Source organism: Tumidithrix elongata BACA0141 (genome assembly GCF_036349135.1).
In the GTDB taxonomy this organism is placed as follows: Bacteria; Cyanobacteriota; Cyanobacteriia; order Pseudanabaenales; family Pseudanabaenaceae; genus Tumidithrix; species Tumidithrix elongata.
On the sequence record NZ_JAZBJZ010000005.1, the window covers coordinates 12876 to 32943 of the forward strand.

15 protein-coding genes are annotated in these 20068 nt (G+C 40.2%); 13 read left to right on the forward strand and 2 right to left on the reverse strand.

What is annotated here, in order from left to right; genetic code table 11:
• Positions 1 to 121: 121 nt before the first annotated feature.
• Positions 122 to 1558, forward strand: a complete 1437-nt coding sequence (locus V2H45_RS02215; RefSeq protein ID WP_330481976.1) for a hypothetical protein — start codon at positions 122 to 124, stop codon at positions 1556 to 1558.
• A gap of 232 nt (positions 1559 to 1790) precedes the next feature.
• Here V2H45_RS02215 and V2H45_RS02220 read toward each other — a convergent pair whose 3' ends face one another.
• On the reverse strand, positions 1791 to 1985 hold the full coding sequence (locus V2H45_RS02220; protein ID WP_330481977.1) for a hypothetical protein: 195 nt from the start codon (positions 1983 to 1985) through the stop codon (positions 1791 to 1793).
• Between the two features lie 381 nt (positions 1986 to 2366).
• Here V2H45_RS02220 and V2H45_RS02225 point away from each other — a divergent pair, with 381 nt between their 5' ends.
• Complete coding sequence (locus tag V2H45_RS02225; protein ID WP_330481978.1) at positions 2367 to 2792, forward strand: cupredoxin domain-containing protein; 426 nt, start codon at positions 2367 to 2369, stop codon at positions 2790 to 2792.
• Between the two features lie 257 nt (positions 2793 to 3049).
• A protein-coding gene (locus V2H45_RS02230) for an ISKra4 family transposase (protein ID WP_330481979.1) occupies positions 3050 to 4143 on the forward strand; the annotation gives its coding sequence in 2 pieces (ribosomal slippage) (positions 3050 to 3215 and positions 3215 to 4143; 1095 coding nt in all).
• A gap of 32 nt (positions 4144 to 4175) precedes the next feature.
• Here the strand turns inward: V2H45_RS02230 and V2H45_RS02235 are convergent.
• Entirely contained in the window at positions 4176 to 4997 is an 822-nt protein-coding gene (locus V2H45_RS02235) for a glycosyltransferase family 2 protein (protein ID WP_330481980.1), read from the reverse strand.
• A 643-nt stretch (positions 4998 to 5640) separates the two neighbouring features.
• Here V2H45_RS02235 and V2H45_RS02240 point away from each other — a divergent pair.
• The 10 genes from V2H45_RS02240 to thiL all read left to right on the forward strand — a co-directional run bounded on the left by V2H45_RS02240 (position 5641) and on the right by thiL (position 19992).
• Complete coding sequence (locus tag V2H45_RS02240; RefSeq protein WP_330481981.1) at positions 5641 to 6855, forward strand: glycosyltransferase family 4 protein; 1215 nt, start codon at positions 5641 to 5643, stop codon at positions 6853 to 6855.
• The gene (locus V2H45_RS02245) at positions 6804 to 8189 is read left to right on the forward strand and encodes an efflux RND transporter periplasmic adaptor subunit (protein ID WP_330481982.1); all 1386 of its coding nucleotides are present in this window, start codon (positions 6804 to 6806) and stop codon (positions 8187 to 8189) included. The genes V2H45_RS02240 and V2H45_RS02245 overlap by 52 nt, the downstream gene beginning before the upstream one ends.
• Before the next feature lie 125 nt (positions 8190 to 8314).
• A complete protein-coding gene (locus V2H45_RS02250; RefSeq protein WP_330481983.1) occupies positions 8315 to 9139 on the forward strand; it encodes a 2OG-Fe(II) oxygenase in 825 nt (274 codons plus the stop codon).
• Positions 9140 to 9389: 250 nt separating this feature from the next.
• Positions 9390 to 10739: a tetratricopeptide repeat protein gene (locus V2H45_RS02255; protein WP_330481984.1), complete on the forward strand. Its 1350-nt coding sequence runs from the start codon at positions 9390 to 9392 to the stop codon at positions 10737 to 10739.
• Positions 10740 to 10753: 14 nt separating this feature from the next.
• Positions 10754 to 14155 carry an ArnT family glycosyltransferase gene (locus V2H45_RS02260; protein ID WP_330481985.1) on the forward strand — a complete coding sequence of 1134 codons (3402 nt, stop codon included), beginning with the start codon at positions 10754 to 10756 and terminating at the stop codon, positions 14153 to 14155.
• A gap of 19 nt (positions 14156 to 14174) precedes the next feature.
• A complete protein-coding gene (locus tag V2H45_RS02265; RefSeq protein WP_330481986.1) occupies positions 14175 to 15146 on the forward strand; it encodes a lysylphosphatidylglycerol synthase transmembrane domain-containing protein in 972 nt (323 codons plus the stop codon).
• 21 nt (positions 15147 to 15167) lie between these two features.
• Entirely contained in the window at positions 15168 to 16238 is a 1071-nt protein-coding gene (locus V2H45_RS02270) for a hypothetical protein (protein ID WP_330481987.1), read from the forward strand.
• Between the two features lie 474 nt (positions 16239 to 16712).
• On the forward strand, positions 16713 to 18158 hold the full coding sequence (pyk, locus tag V2H45_RS02275) for a pyruvate kinase (RefSeq protein ID WP_330481988.1): 1446 nt from the start codon (positions 16713 to 16715) through the stop codon (positions 18156 to 18158).
• Between the two features lie 250 nt (positions 18159 to 18408).
• A complete protein-coding gene (locus V2H45_RS02280; protein ID WP_330481989.1) occupies positions 18409 to 18930 on the forward strand; it encodes a hypothetical protein in 522 nt (173 codons plus the stop codon).
• 60 nt (positions 18931 to 18990) lie between these two features.
• Entirely contained in the window at positions 18991 to 19992 is a 1002-nt protein-coding gene (gene thiL, locus V2H45_RS02285; RefSeq protein ID WP_330481990.1) for a thiamine-phosphate kinase, read from the forward strand.
• The last annotated feature ends 76 nt before the right edge of the window (positions 19993 to 20068 follow it).

Consider the following 20068-nt stretch of genomic DNA (forward strand, 5'->3'; position numbering starts at 1 on the left):
GCCCATCAAGTTATTCAAGTACTTGTAGGTGATTTAAGCAGTTAACAAGATTTAACGTACTTCTAAACCCCAAAGTTTTAATAATTGAGCCAATAGAGAACTTATGCAGAGATCTAAAGCCATGTTAATAAGAATATCCCAATCGCTCAAAGGATTCATCCGCTGGAAACGCTTACCCCTGTTTGTATTGGGAATATGCTTTGTCTTGTTGTGTAATGTTTATCGATTCCCAGCCACAGCGCAGTCAACGGATTTAGATGTAACTGAAGCCACGGTTTCAGAAATCGCGCAGGGAAATCAAGTTTTCATTCAAAATAGACAGGCAAATCTTGGCGAAATCGCCAAAACCTCACAACAAGTCCGTACAGGTGAGTCCATTGCCCAACTTCGGTTTAACAACTGGGCAATTGCTCGACTCGGCAAAAACACTGCTTTGACCATAGGTCAGTGCGGTGCATACGTGCAGCAAGGGGATGTCTTACTCAACGGACCAGTCTCAGCTTGTACAGCTCATGTCACGGCAGCGGTGAGCGGAACAACCTATATCATGGAGGTAGACAGTAAAGGTGGCGAAAATGTTGAGGTTCTAGAAGGAGAGGTCGAGGTTACCAGTAACTGGAACGGACAGACAAATAAAGTAATCGTTAAATCTGGAGAGGGGTTTGAGTCGTCCGCAAGCAATCCTCTGGGTACAGTTCAACCATTTAACCGTCAAGAATTTGACGAGTTTCTTACAGGAGATCTTCTGAACAATTATCGTTCGAGTCTACCAAGTTCTAGCGTCGATCGCATTGAGACTACCTACAAAAGACGATTTCCAAACACGAAGTTCCCGTTAAAACGTACCGATCTCAAGCCCCATCGCGGACACTTTAGTTTAGCAATTTTACAAAACCAACCGACTCTATCTCAGGCGATCGCCAGAGTTTCTTTACTGGCAAAGCGCTCGAATGGCTTTTTACCCGAACACTTTGTGGGTGATTTTCTTTATCCGATTAATGGTAGTGCTCAATTTATCCGTGGGTTGAACCCTAGCGATCGTGTCGTTGTTAGACTATTCGATCCCAAAACCTCTCAATTCATTGGCTATAGCGAATTTGAACTACTCGATGACAATGCGGCGGTTAATCTTGTGTTACCCAATCGAGCCCAAGATTTTGGTACGGTTCGCACAGTTATGGGTATTGATGCCGATCGCAATGGCGCGATCGATACCTTTGAGCCAGTTTTTGACTATTTCACAAGAGTTAACTATCCCGACAGCAACGATTTCAGTAAAGCTGAAGTCTATTTCTTAGATAACCCTGACAATATTGATTTCCGCTCTTACAACCCTAAGGGTCTGCCCTATCCCGTTCGTAAGCCTGCTTATACGCGATCGTTTGTGGCAGGAGACTATAAGAGACTAAATCGTTCTTGGTCAGTATTCCCTAACGATCTAGAGGAACTTCTCTTGGCGAACCCTTATCAGAAAGTGCAGCCCGTTGCAATCAACTTAGATGGAAGCTCTTTCTATGATGTCCCTGTAGAGATTCTCAAATATCGGAGACGCTCATAATCGAACTTGATATCCACGTAATTTGACGAAAAATTAAGCCTATAAGAATACAGATATTTTTGATATCTCCATATACTCAAAGATATCTGTATTTCCTCTGTAGGAATTTAAACCTGCTTGTTATGGCAAAGAATTTCTAAAGTGTAGAATTCATCTCGCATAGCTCCGAAACTTAGAGATTAAAACGAGCGTTGACCATGATGCCCGACCTTTTATAGCACTGGTTCCCTTTTTAGGTAATGGCTTCCTTGTCCGACTCTAAGAGTTCTAACAAGCCTACCGTACCGACAAAAAAAGTGTAAATCGCACATTTCAAAGGACTCTTTTGCTTTGAAGTTGCGAAAAAAGCTGCGATGAGTCCTTCTAGAGTATGCGCCGCGATCGCAAATCTTCCAATCCAAATTATGGGGATGAGAGAACTTGGCAATTCACTATGAGTGAAGCTCGCACAAATATTCCATAGTTCCAATCCAATTGCACTTGAGATTAGAATGATAGATATCTTTTTAATAAGATTCGTGATTATAGACTTCATGAGCTTGTGATGTGTGGCGACAACAATAAAAAACATCGATATATTTAACTTTTAAGCAGAATAAAAAATAATTTTACTCACTAAATTATTATGTAGCTATGAAGTCCTTATGTATGAGTTGAAACTATGCCCAAGTTCCTAGCGACAAAGTTTTTTGCATTAGTCTTTACTTCGATTTCAAATTATTTTAAAGAAATTTCCAAAGGGATAGGATTAAAAAATTTACAACCCTTGCGAGCAGTTTCTATAAATGTCTCAAGCATTCTGATAGTAATGGTTAGCGCTGTTTTTACTAGTAGTTCCTTTGCGATCGCTGCGCCAGCCAATAGCAACCTGATCAATCTTGTCAATCAACCTGCGATCGAAGTTAAAGTGAGTTTGAGCAATACTGCAAACGAATTAAAATTTGAGCCCGATCGCATTCCTTTTGAAGTAGGTAAGCGTTATAAACTTTTATTGAGTAACCCTAGCGCCATGAAGCACTATTTTACTAGCAAAGATTTTGCAGATGCAATCTGGACACAAAAAGTCGAAGCAGGTCATGTAGAAATCAAGGGTAATATTCGCGAACTGGAACTTCGTCCGCAAGCAACAGCGGAATGGTTTTTTGTGCCCATTAAACAGGGCAGTTACATCTTGCGCTGTACGATTGCAGGACATAGCGAAGCAGGAATGAAAGGAACAATACTAATTCAATAAGTGCCAAAATTCTTTGAGCGAATGCAATCAAACTTCTAAAGACGGAGAAGCATTTTTCTGCGCCTTTAGAAGCAGTACATAAACAAAATCAGAATGAGGAACTTCCAGATTTGCATTCTGGAAAGACCATGGAAAGACTAACTATTGCAAGTATCAGCCTAAGGGAAAAATCGAGGGAGCATCTCAATTAGGCAATAAGTAGAAATACTTAGCAAAGCAGAGTGGGATAATCGATCAAAGTTAAGCCCTATAAAACAATGAGACCAGAAGACAAAGAAAGACTAGAAGCCTGTACAAGAGAGATCGCTGAAATCTTGTATCGGAATGCGGAAACCAAAGATGCAGAGCAGTTGAAAACGCTAGAAGGGATAGAAATAGCAGTAAGAGAGCAGATGTTGGAAAATGTAAGTCCAAACGTAGGAATTTTTTTATCGAAAAAAGTACAGGGACAAAGGCAGGAAAAGAAAGACAAATAAAAAGCTGCATCGGCAAACTAAGGATCAAAAGCCATCAAGCCAAACGGTTGCAAGTAAAAGCAAGAAGCAGATTAAGTCCGCAACTAGAAAAATGCTGCCTATTGGTAAGTGCTAGTGAATCTTACGCAAGAACAGCCGTAAATGTTGAAGAATTGACAGGAATCCATATTAGTCATAGCAGTCAACAGAGGTTAGTCCAGAAACAAGAATTTCCAGAGATAACAATGACTGAAAGTGTGGAAGAAATAAGTCTAGATGGAGGTAAAGTAAGATTGCGAACCGAGAAAGGGAAAAAAAGTGAGTGGAAAGACTACAAAACCGTAAACGCCCAAGGAACAGTATCTGCCTATTTCCTGAATAATCAAGGTTTAGTTGAGTGGTTACAAAAACAACCATTAGCGCAAATATTTTCTTGTCTCGGCGATGGACATGACGGTATTTGGAACTTATTTAAAGCAATAGCACCATCAGAGCAAAGGTTTGAAATACTAGACTGGTATCACTTGAAAGAACATCTTTACAATGTTGGCGGTTCTTTACGTCGTCTAACCAAGGTTGAAGATATGCTCTGGCAAGGTTCTGTTGATGAGGCGATCGCCTTATTTGAAGGTTGTAAATTCAAACGAGCTATCAATTTTCTCGATTACCTACGCAATCATCGTCATCACATTCCTGAGTATGGTTATTTACAGGAACAGGGGATTACAATAGGCTCAGGCTCGGTTGAATCAACGATTAAACAGATTGGTCGTCGGGTCAAGATTTCTGGTGCTCAATGGAATCGGCACAATGTTGCTCAAGTCTTGAAGCATCGTTGTGCTTACCTCAACGGTTATTTCTATCCCCCTAAGTATATTTACTCAGTGCCTAATTGAGATGCTCCCAAAATCGATGATGTTCTGTCTCATCAATAAACATTTGCTGGCTCTTTTGCTTCAGTAGGGACTGGAAGAGCAACATTGTTTAAAGACTGAGTATCATGCTTGCTGCCAGAAAGGATTTGAGTTGCAAACCAACTCCATACCCTCATAAAATCTCTTGCAGAGGAAATCAAACGTTTTTTCCCAAATTTACTTTGCCCTGAATATCGAGGATACCAAGGAGTAGCGACTTCGGTGACGTTATATCCAAAGCCAGATAACACAGCCAACATATACCTGTGCGTAACAATATCCATCGGCAATGTGGCAACCAAATTTCTAGGGACGAGTTTAATCCAGTTCATGTCATGGATCTTTAGACCAAAGATAAGTTGACATGTTGTGTTTGCTACCTTGGAAGCGAGCTTTTTCCCATCTCCACGATTTTGACGCCATCCAGCAACTGCGTGAGCCCCACTAACACAAGACTCTAATAACAAAGGAAAGTCCACTTCAGGATTAGATTCCATATCCGCTTGCCCCCAAAGGATCCAATCAGTATGAACGTTCGCGATCGCGGTTTTCCATACTCCCGTTACCCCACGTTTTGCAGGATGGGTAATCACGCTTAGATAGTGATATTTATCTTGTAAGTGATCTAAAATCTTTGGACTTTCATCTGTACTTCCATCATCAACCAAAAGTACAGGCAATGTAAACCCGAGTCGCTCAAATGCTTTTTCTATAGATTGGAAGAGTTTCTCAAGATTGCCTTCTTCATTCAAAGCTGGGATAACTATAGTGACAGAACGGCTTTCTAGAGGAGCGTGTTGAGGTAAATGAACCTGAGACAAATGAGATTTTGACATAGATAAACCCTTAAAAGACTGCGATAGTGGAAAGAGAGAATTTGCAGCGCGTCATCTAAAAATCAAGAGTAATGTGAATCTTGTTTCCTTGAAGGAAGTTATACAGATACATGTTTCATTTTTTTAGGACTGCATCAACTTTTGCCAGAGGCTTGATTAATAGATCGTTATTAGATGTATTAGGGTGTGTGATCCAAAATACATCTACTCTCTGTAGTATGATTACAACCCCTAATAAATGGCAAGATCCACAAGTTATACATTAGTTACTTATCTTACGCTAAAAGTTATATAAAAGTTATGTGATTTATAAGATTTGCACAAAAATCACCCATAAGTAGTACAAAAGTTACAAATAGTTAAGGAGCAGTCCTACTTATCGCTTGGCAAATCTTGCTTGTTAATAATCTCAAAAAAGCTTTAAGCGCATTGTTTATAGAGAACTAATCTACTCGTTTATCTAGACTCAGATATGGTTTGTGTGTGTAGATAAGAATGCCAAGGCAGTAGTTCCCAAAATAGTTTTTGAAATGCTATCGTTCGTAGTTATCTAGCGTGGCTAAACTAACTTGTTAGGTTAATCTTCCCTTGACCTATGAAAGCTTAGTTTTTATTTCAAAAATTTTAAGAAGTAATATTCCTGATGACTATTGATCTTCACGGCAAACGCATTCTTGTGATCACTTCTGTTTACCCAACGACTCCTGATGGAAATCATGGTGCGTTTATTCGTGAAACGGTCTTGCAACTCGGCTCTCTCGGAATCCAATTTACTATTTTCGCCCCTGCTTACGAGGGCTCTCAGTCTCACAATCTAGACGATATTCAGGTTTATCGGTTTCGCTACTTCTTTAAACGTTTTGAAAACTTAGTTCGGGATGGTGCACCCACAAAATTACAAAAGCAGCCCCTCTATCTGCTGGTTGCGTTGTTTTATATACTTTTTGGAGCATGGCAGTTGTTTTGGTTGTGCCGAAAGGAAAAACCCGATCTTTTACATGTTAATTGGCCTTTTCCCCACGGTGTAATAGCTTATCCTGCAAGTAAACTACTTGGCATCCCTATGTTTTTTAGCTTTCACGGGGCTGAGCTTCTGTTGGCTAAAAAATTTAGCTTTGTCGAATCGATTTTACGATGGCAAACACCTAAAGCTAAGGGAGTAACAGCAAATTCTTCATTTACGCAATCGTTGATTCAAAAGATATATGATGGAAACGTTACAGTAATTCCCTACGGTTTAACAATTGAGCCTAAGGTTCCATCCCCACCCCAACCTGGAGAAGTAAATAGACTTTTGTTTGTGGGTAGATTAGATGAACGCAAAGGTCTACGCTACCTGCTTGAAGCTTTACCGTTAGTTCTGAGTAAGTATCCAGTACGTTTACGTATTGTTGGCAAAGGTATTTTGGAAGATGAAATCAAGGAGCAATGTCGAGAACTAAAGTTAGACGAAGTCGTTGATTTCTTGGGGTTTGTGACCAAAGAAGAACTCGCGAATGAATATGCGTCTTGCCATATTTTTGTGTTGCCAGCTATTGTGGATAGTAAAGGAGACACTGAAGGTTTAGGAATTGTGATGATCGAAGCCTTAGCTCATGAGAAACCAGTGATTGCAAGTGCTGTTGGAGGTATTGTTGATGTTATCCAATCAGGCGTAACAGGTATACTAGTCTCGGAAAAAGATCCTCAAGCACTTTCTCAAGCAATTATTGAGTTACTCGCCGATCCCGTTCGAGCTAGAGAAATGGGAGAGAGAGGCTTAAAGGATATTCAAGTGCGTTTTGGTTGGTCTCGTCTTGTTTTACTATGGCAAGAATCATTTGCGAAAGCCTTGTCAAAACCCTTGTTAGATGGTTAAACTCCCTAGTTTCTGTAATTAATATGGCAATTCCCCGTCCACTTTCTCGATTCATATTAATTCTCCTAGTTGTTGTTCCACTAGGGGTTATTGGTATTTTAACAGTAACTGTTTTGCTCCCAGCGCTAAAAAACCCTGAATCTCGTAGCTATTCCTCAGATATTGGCTACCCTGCTGCTCAACGTAAAGCAGGCAAGCCGATTAAAGTCGAGACCGTAGCCGTTAGTCAACAATCTATAGAAGAAGCAGTTGCTGCACCAGGAGAGTCAGTTGCATTGCAGGAGGTCGATTTACAGCCACTTGTTCCTGGAGCTGTAGCAAAAGTATACGTCCAGGAAGGCGATCGCGTTACTAAAGGCCAACGACTTGTCGAGCTGAACAAAGAACTTTTTGAAAATGCAGTAGAGGTTGCCCGTAATAATGTTGCCATCTCTGAAGTCGGACTTCAAAGCTTAGAGCAAACGACAAAAGAGCAGTTGGCTTCTTTGGAGGTAAATGTCGATAGCCTTAGAGATCGGGTAGCCGTTTTTGACGATAAACTCAACCGCTCAGAAACATTAGTCAAAGAAGGTGCACTCTCAAGATTTCAGTTAGCAGATACCAAAGACTCATACCTGTTCCGTAAGCGTGACTTATACACCGCAGAGAGAGAACTTGTTCGCACCCGAAACGATCTTGCTCGTCAAGCAGAAAGCCTTGAATTTACTCTAAAAAACAACCAACTTGCTTTACAAAATGCACTTATAAATTTAGAACGTACTGTAATTTATGCACCAAATGACGGACTTGTCAGCCAAATCAATATTCACAGTGGAGAAGTTGCCAACCTCAACACAAAGTTGATGACTTTAACACAAAATATTGTATTTAAGGCATATATTGACCAAGCTCGTTTGAATACAGTTAAAGTTGGCGATCGAGCGACCGTAAGACTCGTTGCTTTCCCTGGCAAGACGTTTACGGCAACTGTGATTCGATTAAATCCCACCGTTGAAACGAATCCTACTGCTCCCGGTAGGGTTGGCGTTAATCGCCAATATACCTACTCCGTTTGGGTCAGAGTCGAAGGATTACAGATGCCACCAGGATTACAAGGTTTCGTCCAATTCGATCAAGGTAGAAAAAGTATGGCGATTCCTGAAAGCGCAGTGACTCACCTGTCTGCGGGAGAAGGTATGGTTATGGTTGCAGAAGGAGGTTTAGCCGTTGTTAAAAAAGTTAAGCTAGGGAGAACTTTCGACAGTCAGCGTGAAGTTCTAAGCGGATTAGCCTTGGGCGATCGCGTTATACTCTCTCCCAGAGCTTTAAATCCTGGTGATAAGGTAGAAGGCTGACAATTTATCTACCTACAGACAGCTACACAGCTGAATTTTTGTTTACATTTAAGTGATTTTAAAGAAGAATGGGTAATAGCTGAGTTTAAAGTCATTAATTTCGCATTCAAGGTTAAGGTGAAGAAATGTTGAAAGTCGTCAGAATGGATGTATGTCAAGAGCCCGATATGTTAGCTCACAAGTTTCAAAATGCAACACCGTTTCCTCATATCGTCATTGATAATTTTTTGCATGAAGACTTAGCGGAGAGATTACTTTCAGACTTTCCTGACATCTCACTCATGCATAAATCTCATCATTACTTATTCACACAAAAGTATGAGCTATCGTTTTGGGCAAAAGCGTCAGATTTATTCTCCCAATTGCATCAAGACTTGCTCTCTGAAGAGTTTCGGCTATTTATTAGCCAAGTCGCAGGTAAAAATGTATTTATGGATTTTGACTTTTGTGGCGAACTTCACCAAGGTCGTGATGGCAGTTATTTAGATATGCATGTGGACTTCAACTTACATCCCAAAAAGGACAATTGGGTACATGAGTTAACGCTTTTGATTTATCTCAATAAAAACTGGCAAGATCAGTATGGTGGTCAATTACTTTTACAGCATCAGGATCAATCAAAAGTGTATGAAATTGCTCCCATATTTAATCGTTGTACAATTATTTGTTCTGATGAAACAACATTTCATGGTTATCGAAAACTAAATCTGCCAGCCAATGTAACCAGAAAATCAATTTTGGTAAATTTTTATCGCGAGGTAGCACCCGATCAAATCCCCCCTCGAAAACCAACGATTTGGGCAACAGAAAAGGTTTCGCCCCTAAAAGCTGGTTTGGCAAAGCTCTATAATCCCATCAGTACTCTTAAACATCAATTATTTGGCTTAACCACTGCTGGCGATCGGGAAGATATAGAAAAAATCAAAGAGCGTAGTAAGAACAAGTCCTAGGGTTTGTTATAACCCAATTCATGTAGACCCATAAAGTTTTTGTAAACTACTAAGTTAGGCTTTAATCACAATAGTTTATTAAGGGTATAAAGAAAATAACTGGCAAATAATTATTTCCAAGAAATCAACCTACTATAGACCAATAATTACTATAGCAATCCTACAATTTTAGGTGCAATAGAATATTTGACAATCCTCACAAAACTCTCTAACTCCTATGTCTCTCAACCGTTTTAACTAACCATTTGCCATGCATAAACTAACTTCTTGGCTCAGTTGGGTTAATCGCCAAAAAATCGTAGTTTTGATTGGAGCGATAGCTTTAGGTCTAGGTGCAGTATTTCCTTGGTATCAATTACCTCCTCAAGGTTTAGAGGCTTTTAGTGTAAATCTATTTTGGATTAATATAGGTAGGTTATTTGCAGCCATACTTGCTTTATTTGGTTTTGCTGCTGTTTTTTACTACGGAATTAGTCGCCTACCTCGCCAACTTTTCTGGATTGGCTTAGTAGCAGTTTTACTCTTTCCTTATTGCGTTACTACTTTGTCGCCCACGGTATCTTTTCTAGCTACAACTTACTCAAGTCAAAATGATAGGGTGTCAGCCCATATAGATCGAAACTTCTCTGAGGTTCAGGCGCAGTGGAAGCAGAGCATAAAACTGAATCCATCCAAACCAACAGAATCAATTTTTGATTTAAGAATTACTGATAGCCGCTTTTTCCAAATGCCCTCATGGGAGCGAGTATGGATGGAGGGATTTGGCTATAACAACAGTTTCTTTTCGTTTATTGGTAGGGGGTGGGGGGTTACAGTGACTGGTCTAGTAATCAGCTTAATGGGAGGGTATTTAGAAACAGAAGAAAGCGAGTTACACAATCTTCTTAAGGATTTAAGCAAACTACTACCCAGTATAGGTATTTTATTAGGGATTATTATTTGCTCTCTAATATGGGCAAATATTGCTAACTATAATTTAAGCGAAAAATTTGCAAAAGGAGAATATCAAGCAGTTATAGCTGGCAGTAGAAGTTTAGCAACATTATATCCACCCTTTAAAGGTGATACGGCATTTATTGAACGCTTGGGAAAAGCAGGTTTATATACTAATCAGACGAATCTGTCTTTGGTTAACTTTATCAGAGGCTTAGAAAGCTATCGCTTAGCTGATTTTGATAAGGCTAGAGACTATTTTCAACTGTCTTTGACAGAAGAACCAAAAAACTTCATAGTACGTGGCTACCTTGCTTCCGCTGTATTCAATAAGGGGATTGATTATTTCAATGGTTCCAATCAGCTAAACAGCCCTAAAGCAGGAGGAGCCATAGATTTATTTGACCAAGTATTGGAGATTTTCCCCAGTCATGTTGAAGCTCTTTATGCATTGATGATTGCAAGAGTTGTTAATGGTCAATTTGACAAATCCGCTCAAATTGCGAAACAGATCATTGAGCAAAATAAGTACTTTCAAATACAAAACAATTCTCTTATAGGACAAGCATATCTTCATATGAGTTGGAATGACTTTGCTAGTGATCGTATACCTGAAGCATGGCATCTTTATCGGCAATCTATCGATGACAGCAACTGGAGAAAATAAGCGGAGGCTAACCCATGAATCGCTTAAATCGTCTGCTCCCAATAGGAATGATTGTCATTTTGGGCTTTCTGCTAGGGAACCTATTCTTTTCTGGCTTTGACAAGCCGCCTTCTGTACTTCAAAAAATCAATTGGAAACCTGAAACACAATGGATGGCTGCTTCCAAACCCAGCTATCAGATTTATGCCCGTCATACTTTCTACCTTCCAAGTTCAATACAAGCTAGTTGGTTAAGAATTAGTGCTGACAATGATTTTACTTTATATGTAAACGGCAAAAAAGTTGTCAGAGAAAGTAGTATTTTCGATAATTCTTTAGGGTTTAAAAATGGTCTAGAGGATGATTCTCAGGCTTTCAATGACAGTAATTATTATAAAGTTAAAATAAATAGATATAGCTTAATGCTTGCCAATTTTAGTAATTGGAAGGTAGCAACTTATGTAGATCTAAATTCCTATCTCGTCTCAGGTAAAAATGTCCTAGCATTGGAGATACAAAAAGGACAGAAAAATCCACGTTTTTTGCTTGAAGGCTATGTCTATACAGTACCTAAATTATCTCCTATTGTTTTAACTACTGGAGTAACTCATTGGAAGGTCTCAACCTTACTAGAAAATCGGCAAGACTTACGCTGGTTTGATCCTGATTTTCAGGATCAAAGCTGGTCTGAGGCAAAAACAGAGGGTTCTGTGAAAGCAGATGTTTTTAGCCGATTAAGTAAAAATTTATATGATCTACCTCTCCAAGGCAGTCAAATTTCTGGAAATGTTATTAGTAATTTAGGAGAAACTTGGTTGCGTGGAGTTTGGCATGTATCACGATCGCAACAACGTTCTTTTATAAGATTTGCAAGCAATAATGAATACGATCTACTGTTGAATGGTCATTTTGTTAACCACTTAAATGCAAACAGCAACCAGCTAAATATGTATGAAGTAACTCATCTGTTACATTCAGGGAATAATTATCTAGCTGTACATTTATCGCGTTCTCTTACTTCAACGAATAAGGAAAAGAAAGATTCACCTGAAACGGTTCAATTCTTCTTGGATGGATGGACTGAGACTAGTCAGGGTGAGATTTTGGAAGTATTCTCCTCAAATGGAAATTGGCAGTCTTTATCAGAACCAATATTGGGTTGGGCAGAAGGAAGAGGGGAATCACTGGTAGTTAATGTAGTAGGCGAACCTAATAGGAACTTAAAACGTATCTTTGGAGGAAATGCTTATTTACTTGACTTTCCAAACTACCTTTTACATGCTTTCTTGTGGAGTGGAATAGGAATAGCATTCAGTATTATTGCTGCATTTGGTTTAGGGATTTGTCTTTGTGGCAACAAGAAGCATAGCAAATGGGATAGCTTAGCTTCTGGAGCAGTTTTGCTTTCACCTGGAACATTTTTTTTAATAGGTTTAGGTTTACTTAAACATCGCTATGCTGAATCTGAAGTGGGTTTGCTATTTGCTCAAACTTATTCTACCCCTCTAATCTTATTGGGATTTGTAAGTGTAGTGTCTGTAACCCTTCTCTGTATGACATTGCAGTCATCTCAGAAAGAGCATATCGAGTGTCAGGATATAGATGAAGATAGGTATTCAATAATGAGTGCTACTCCTGATGCCCCTGTATTATCTCCTCCCAAATCATTTTTGTGGAAATGGAGTATTCTCTTTTTATTAGGAATGATTCTTTTTGTAAGTATTGGAGCATTACTTGAGGGTGATGCTTTAATCATCTGCTTGATATTCAGTGGATTTTTTGGAGGATTAGTAACCGTAGCTTGGAGATGGGCTAATACTACACGGCTGGAAAGAAAATCTTTAACACCTAAAGCCATCTATACATCATTGAGCCAATCATTTCCAGATTGGAATCAGTGGCTTTGGCTAGGATTAATTATCGGCGTAGGTTTCATGTTTAGGTTATACAATCTGGGAGGATTGGATGTAACTTGGGACGAAGGAATTTCTATGGATGCAGCTAGAGGAATTCTGCGGACGGGTGAACCAATAGCTACTTCAGGAGTGTGGTATAGCCGAAGTCCTTTTTATCATTATATGTTAGCTATATGGTTGCGAATTGTTGGGGATGTTGCATTTAATGCTCGACTACTAAACGTTGCATGGGGTTCAGCCATGCTAATTCTAGTTTATATGTTTGCAAAAGATCTCACAGGAAAGATCTGGATTGCTTTATTTATCACTGCAATTTTAGCTATAGATCCTTTCCTGCTTTGGTACTCTCGGTTTATCAGATTTTACCAAGTAGTTCAGGTGATGACCTTATTGACATTCTGGTTTTTTATCAAAGGATTTATTGATAAATCTGGAAAGAAATATCAATATGGCTTCTTTATATCAGCAACTTTAATGCTTTTAAACCAAGAACTAAATGTTACATTTATACCCTGCTTTTTAATTGGATTCCTATACTTTTATCGCCCGTTTCGGCTATTTAAAGAATGGCAAATTATCTTGGGAAGCTTCATGCTTTTGGGTGTCTATAGCTTTAATGCTTTTGTATTTGTCACAAAAACCTTGACCCCACTTGTAGCACAATCTAGTCGAACGGTTTCACAAATCAGACTTCATTTATCCGATGTATCAGGGTTTTTATCAATATTATTTGCTGGCTCTAGCCGAATGTCAGTTATTTATGCGATGTTTTTTATTCTTAGTTTTGCTTACTTTCTAAAGCAGCGCAATGGCAAGCTAGTGTTTTTGTATTCTAGCATACTGATTAATATAGTTCTTTTAACTATCTTGGCTTTTGATATTACACCAAGATACCTCTATAGTAACTACTGGTTATTTGTTACGGTAACTATTTATGGCGCAATATGCATTACAGAAAGCTTAGGAACTAAACTGGACTCAGTTTTAAGAATTATCATTCCATTTAAAAAGCTAGCTCTATTTAGCACTTTAATTCTTTTGCTTTGTAATTTAGAAGTGAGTAGAGTTTTAGAAAGCTATAAAGAGGAAGTTAATGTTCAAAATGATGAAGTATTTGCATATATTAAGAACAATTTACAGCTCGGCGATATCGTCATTTCTAACTATCCTCCTGCAGCTCTAACTAGCTCCGTTAAATTGGATTATAACCTTTCAAAAATCACAGATACTGATTTTGCCGACCTATACTTAGAAAATGGTCTAGTTGTGAATCGTGGTGCTGGAAGTATTGCAATTACCAATCTAGATCAGATGCCAAGAATTTTATCTAATGCCAATCGTGTATGGATACATCAGGAACAATTTTTAGAAGAAAGACTTCCAGCTAGTTTTGTTAATTACTTTCAAACTTTGGGTAAAATCGTTATGCAACCTTTTGGATCTAGGTTACGTCTATGGCAACCACAAGATGGTATTCCTCGAAGTTTACCCAATGAAGGCAAAGACGTAGGGAGCTATTAATTATTTTCGATGTATTCTAGTGAAACTTAAACCTGTAACGGTGATTAAAACACTTGTGAGCTTAGTGCTTCTTGCTCTAGTGTTTACCCGTGTCGATTTTTCTCAGGCTTGGGCTCAATTTCAAAATCTTTCTTTTCCATTTGTCGGCTGTGTGCTGTTTTTCTATACAGGCTTACAAGTCTTAAGCTGTTTACGATGGTTGGTGGTTTTAAAGTCTTCTAACCATTCTGCACCTATGAGTAGCCTTTTAAGTAGCTACTTTGCGGGAATGTTTCTAAATATTTTTCTGCCAGGAGCATTAGGTGGAGATGTTTATCGAATTTATCGAGTGGGTAAATATATTAAAGACTCTGAAGCTGCAATTGTTTCTGTGTTTTTAGAGAGATTCACTGGTCTTGCAGCTTTGTCAGCTTTAGCTGTATTTGGGTTGCCACCTGCATTAGAAGTTCTTGGTCGATGGGATATTCTTCTTCTGTTTTTTGCCTGTGTTGGTTCTTTAGTAGGAGCAGTCTTGTTAATTGTTAGTCCTAAACTACTCAGATGGATAGAACCATTACTTAGATGGTTAAAGATGGAAAGTATTGTCGCTAAATTTGCCAAGATTCAAACTCTTTTGCTCCAGTTTGCTAAAAATCGCCAAGCTTTGGCGAAATCAATGATGTTATCGTTTTTGTTGCAGTTGGGTATAGTCTACTATCACTATCTAATTGCACAACAGCTAAAGATACCCATTTCATTTTTAGAGCTTTTAGTCTTCATTCCAATCATTGTTGTTGTGACATTGCTTCCTATTTCTTTAGGAGGATTAGGTTTGAAAGAAGGACTATGGGTCTATTTGTTTAGTCGTATTGGATTAACATCTGAACAAGCTTTGTTATTGTCTTTAACAGTAACCCTTCTCGGTTGGTTATTAAGCTTACCAGGAGGAATTATATTAATGCTTGACTCAGTGGGATTTAGGCATGTAACTGAAAAATCAAAATCGTTGTGAAAGTTTAAGGCTACTAAATAAATGATGAAAGTTAAATGGTTGCTGGCGATTGCGCTGTTCTTCCTTACCCTAACTCTAGTAATTCAGGGTGGAAAAATGGGAAAAGTAGATTTGTTGGTTCAGAGCACTCAAGCACAAACTGTTACAAAAACAGATTTTCAAAATGAGTCAACACCATTTATGGCTAGTACGCTTTATAGGAATCCAACTACACTTTTTCAACCAGTAGCACCCAGTGGAGCAAAAGGTGTAAATATTAAGTGGGAAAATGGACAGTCTCAGATTTGGTATATTGAAGAACAGAAATATGGTGAGGAATTAATCATTGCAGGGATTATAAATAACAACCCTACAATAATTGAAACTGGTTTCAAAATGTTTGATTGGGGGTTTGCTCGACAAGCTTCTGATGGAAGCTTTCCTGGGACATCTGACGATTTTCACAGCACTTCTTTTTTTGTGCAAGCCGTTGCGCGTTCAATGTTGTTCATTCAGCAATCGCCAGTATCTAGTAAATATAGTGCTCAAGTTGCGAAATACAAACCCTTAGTTCTTCGGGCAGCTCGTTGGATGATTACTCCAGACATTTGGACTATTGGTATAAAGAGGAACTTGCCATATACTCATCGTCGCTATCTAGTGGCGGCAGCTCTGGGGTTGACAGGTAAGCTGACTGGAGATCAAGAGTTAATCACGTATGCTCGTACATCACTCAATGATGGTATCTCATTACAACTTTCTGATGGTGTTAACCCAGAAAAAGGTGGATATGATAGTAGCTATCAAATGGTTGGTTTGGTTTATGCACAAAGATGGGTATCGTATTTCCCCAGTGATTCAATTACACCAAAAGTAATTACTATGATTAATAAGGGGCTAAATTGGGAGAAAGGGCGGATTTTAGCAACTGGTGAAATTAGTGATGTGGGTAATACGCGTACTGGACCAGGCTTAGATGTTAATAGGACTGGGAATTTTAAGCCAGTTGACAATAGGTTTGTTGTACGTGGGTTTGCCTATTGGGCATCTGCAACTGGAAATAACACCTGGCAAAGTATAGCTAGTAGGATTGCAAGTTTTTACTATACATAGCCATTTTCTTCCTAGTTCCATTTAAGCCTTTATAAATAGCTCTATTCAAAGGGATGTGTAGCGAACTTTAGCCTCAATTTTTGTAAATATAGGCTTTCAGCCTTACTTCTGATCCCTAACCTACCAAGTTGTATAATTATTTTCAATACTTCATTCCTTCGATGGTAAGGGCAGGGCAATGCTCAACCCACGATTGTTAAGCAAGGGGTAACAATCGTGGGTTGAGTCAGGGGAAGCAAGGGATATCGAAATGAATCGACATGCATCATCTAGAACTCCTTAGGATCGTGGATTTATTAAGGTGCTGTTCTTTAGAAATTATAGGCATTCTAAATAATGACTCTAAATCATTAGAATTGCAGGTAATTTAGTTCGCGATCCTTAGGGAGATTTTTAAGTTCTCAGTTATCAGAAATGTGCTTGAACTTGATATAAATTAAAATCAAGCAAGCTATATTGGGAGTCTGTATCAAGATGTCGCCTTTGTCCCACCGAACGAAAGTTGTTGCCACGATTGGACCTGCGAGTAATTCTCGTGAGGTAATTCACAATTTGATTCAGGCGGGGATGGTTGTGGCTAGACTCAATTTTTCCCATGGTAGCTACGAAGACCATGCCCGCACCGTCAAGTTACTGCGTGAAGTTTCAGAGGAACTAAACGTTCCTGTCAGCCTTTTGCAAGATTTGCAGGGACCCAAAGTACGCGTGGGACAGTTGCCCGATGGCGCGATCGCTTTACAAGATGGAGATGCTATTTCTTTAGTCCCAATCGCTGACTTTCATCATCAACCCCTAACAATCCCAATTGACTATCCACATTTGGCGGAAGAAGCGCAAGCAGGTACGCGGATTTTGCTGGATGATGGATTGCTGGAGTTTACTGTCACTGAGATTAGCGAATCCGTGGTGAAATGCCTCGTAGTCAGAGGTGGACTGCTCAAAAGTCGGAAAGGAGTGAATCTGCCCAGTCTCAATTTGCGACTGCCTTCGATGACCGAGAAGGATATCCAAGATTTAGATTTTGGTTTAACGCAGGGGGTTGACTGGATATCTCTGAGTTTTGTGCGGCAGGCAGAAGACATTCGCGCACTCAAGGCTTTGCTCAAGCAGAAGGGAGCAGATACACCTGTCATTGCTAAGATTGAAAAACCCCAAGCGATCGAGCATCTCGATGCCATTCTGGATGAGTGTGACGGGGTGATGGTGGCGAGGGGCGATCTGGGGGTAGAGGTTAATCCTGAGAGGGTTCCCTTACTGCAGAAACGGATTATTCGCGCTTGTAATCTGCGCGGTATTCCCGTGATCACGGCGACCCAAATGTTGGATAGCATGATTCAAAACCCACGTCCCACACGCGCTGAGGCCAGTGATGTTGCCAATGCCATCATTGATGGAACTGATGCCGTAATGCTTTCAGGGGAGTCTGCTGTGGGCGCTTTTCCCGTGCAATCCGTCGAGATGCTGGTACGAATTGCGGCTGAAGTGGAACCAACCTTGGATTTCTCGAACCTGCCGCCCTACGAAATTAATGAGACCCATGCCATTAGCGAAGCCCTGAATGCGATCGCCAGAATTCTCACGTTAAAATGTATTGTTGCGCTCACAAATACTAGCTATACTGCCCGACTCGCTGCTGCCGAGCGCCCTCAACAGCCAATTATTGCAATTACCCCCAATCAGAAAACCTATCAAAGGTTAAATTTGATTTGGGGCGTTCAGCCATTGTTACTGCCTGCAACCTATGATTCCATAGAAGCTCAGATCGATCTAGTGGAAGCGTTATTATTGAGTAAGGATCTGGTCAAGCCCGATGACACTATTTTGATTTTGGGTGGTATTCCCCTCAAGCAAACAGGCGGCACAAACTTGCTCAAAATCCATAGAATTAAATCTGAAACTCGATCGCCAGATTTTGTCTAGGTTAGGAATTTAGCAATCCTAAAAAAATTGAGATATATCCTTCAAAAATCCACGAATGATTTCTGACTGCGATCGCGATTGCTTCGCACGAACAGTCCAATCGCAACCAATAACTGACAACTGTCAACTGATAACTGACAACTGTCAACTGATAACTGACAACTGTCAACTGTCAACTGATAACTGACAACTGTCAACTGCTAACCGATCCCTGCCTGCTATATTGGGGAATAGATTTTAGATATACATGATGACAAAGCCATTAAATGTGGAGCTATCGACCGAATTAGCCCAGACCGTCAAAAGCCAAGCAAAAACTTGTTTTGACAATGCCCATCGCGCGGCTTTAGTCACCAAAGGGGCTAAGTATGTTCAAGGCTTTTTGGTCTATGCTGGCTCCCCCTATAAACCGATTGAATATAGTTGGTTAGAATTAGAAGACTGCCTCGTCGATCCCACTTTTCCCCATCTCCATAAAGATGCCGATCGCTTGTTCTATTTCCCAGCTCAACGTCTTACGGTCAAGCAACTCAAAGCTGCCATCGATGAAGCCCAAGAAGATTATCCCGATGATGAGGCTTTGCCCGTATATGGCGATGCGCCCTATGAATTTTATGGCGATCGCATGTTGGGTGGGAAGGAATATGCTTTAGCCTTTAGCGAAGCTGAAGCCAAGTGTAAAGAACTCAACAAACCTTCTAATAAATCCAAAGCAACGAATTCCGACACTGCCGATGCTTTAGAATCACTCCCAGATTCTTCACCAAATTGATCCCAAGATCTCAATGGATAAAACGTCAAGGTTCAGAAGTAAGCTCTATGACTAAGCTCCATGACTAAAACGATTAAAGAACTGGGCGAACGTGGACTTTTACAATTGTTTCGTCCTTACTGTAGCGATCGCATTGGCGATGATGCCGCCCTCATGGGAGCGACGCTACCCGATTGCGAGATGGTTGTGACTACAGATATTTTGATTGATGGCGTACATTTTAGCGAAAAGACAACGAGTCCTGAGGATGCAGGATGGCGTGCCGCCGCCGCCAATCTATCAGATTTAGCCGCAATGGGTGCAGAGCCTTGGGGTGTAGTGATATCTGTGGGATTGCCGCCCGATACACCCGTGGCATGGATTGAGGGTGTCTATCGTGGGTTTACGGACTGCTTACACCTGTTTGGGACAGAACTTGTAGGAGGTGACACGGTGCGATCGCCTGTGCTTACCCTTGCCGTTACTGCTTTTGGACAGGTTCACAAACATCGTATCATCCAACGTCATACTGCAAAAGTTGGAGATGTAATTCTAACGACAGGGCAGCATGGACTGTCAAAGGCTGGCTTAGAACTATTACTCCACCCCGAACTATCAGAGAAATTGCAGAATGGCATCTCTTCTATTTCGATTGAGGATACGATCGCAAAACTACATGCCGCTCACCAACGCCCGATTCCCAAACTGGATGTTCCACCCCTGCTCGGGAAGCTTTTAGAATCCCATCCTCCATTTCATTCCCCATTTCCGATTTCAGGGATGGATAGTAGCGATGGTCTAGCGGATGCGATCGCCCAAATATGTCGCGCCAGTGGTGTCGGTGCAAAGTTAGATTGGCAAGCGATCTCAATTCCAGAATCAATTCATCAATTGGCAGGCGATCGGGCTTTAGATTGGGTGTTGTATGGAGGCGAAGATTTTGAGTTGGTGCTATGCCTTCCTTTAACGCTAGCGCAAGCACTTTTACAGGAATTACCCCATGCGGCAATCGTTGGCGAAATCATCGCTGAAAGGAACCTAGGTGGATTGGATATGCACCATACATTCCAGCACTTTATTTAGCTTTTTCGTTCAAGTATGATATGTATGCCTGCATACAATTAGAAGTACGATGGGTACAATCAAATAACATAAATTG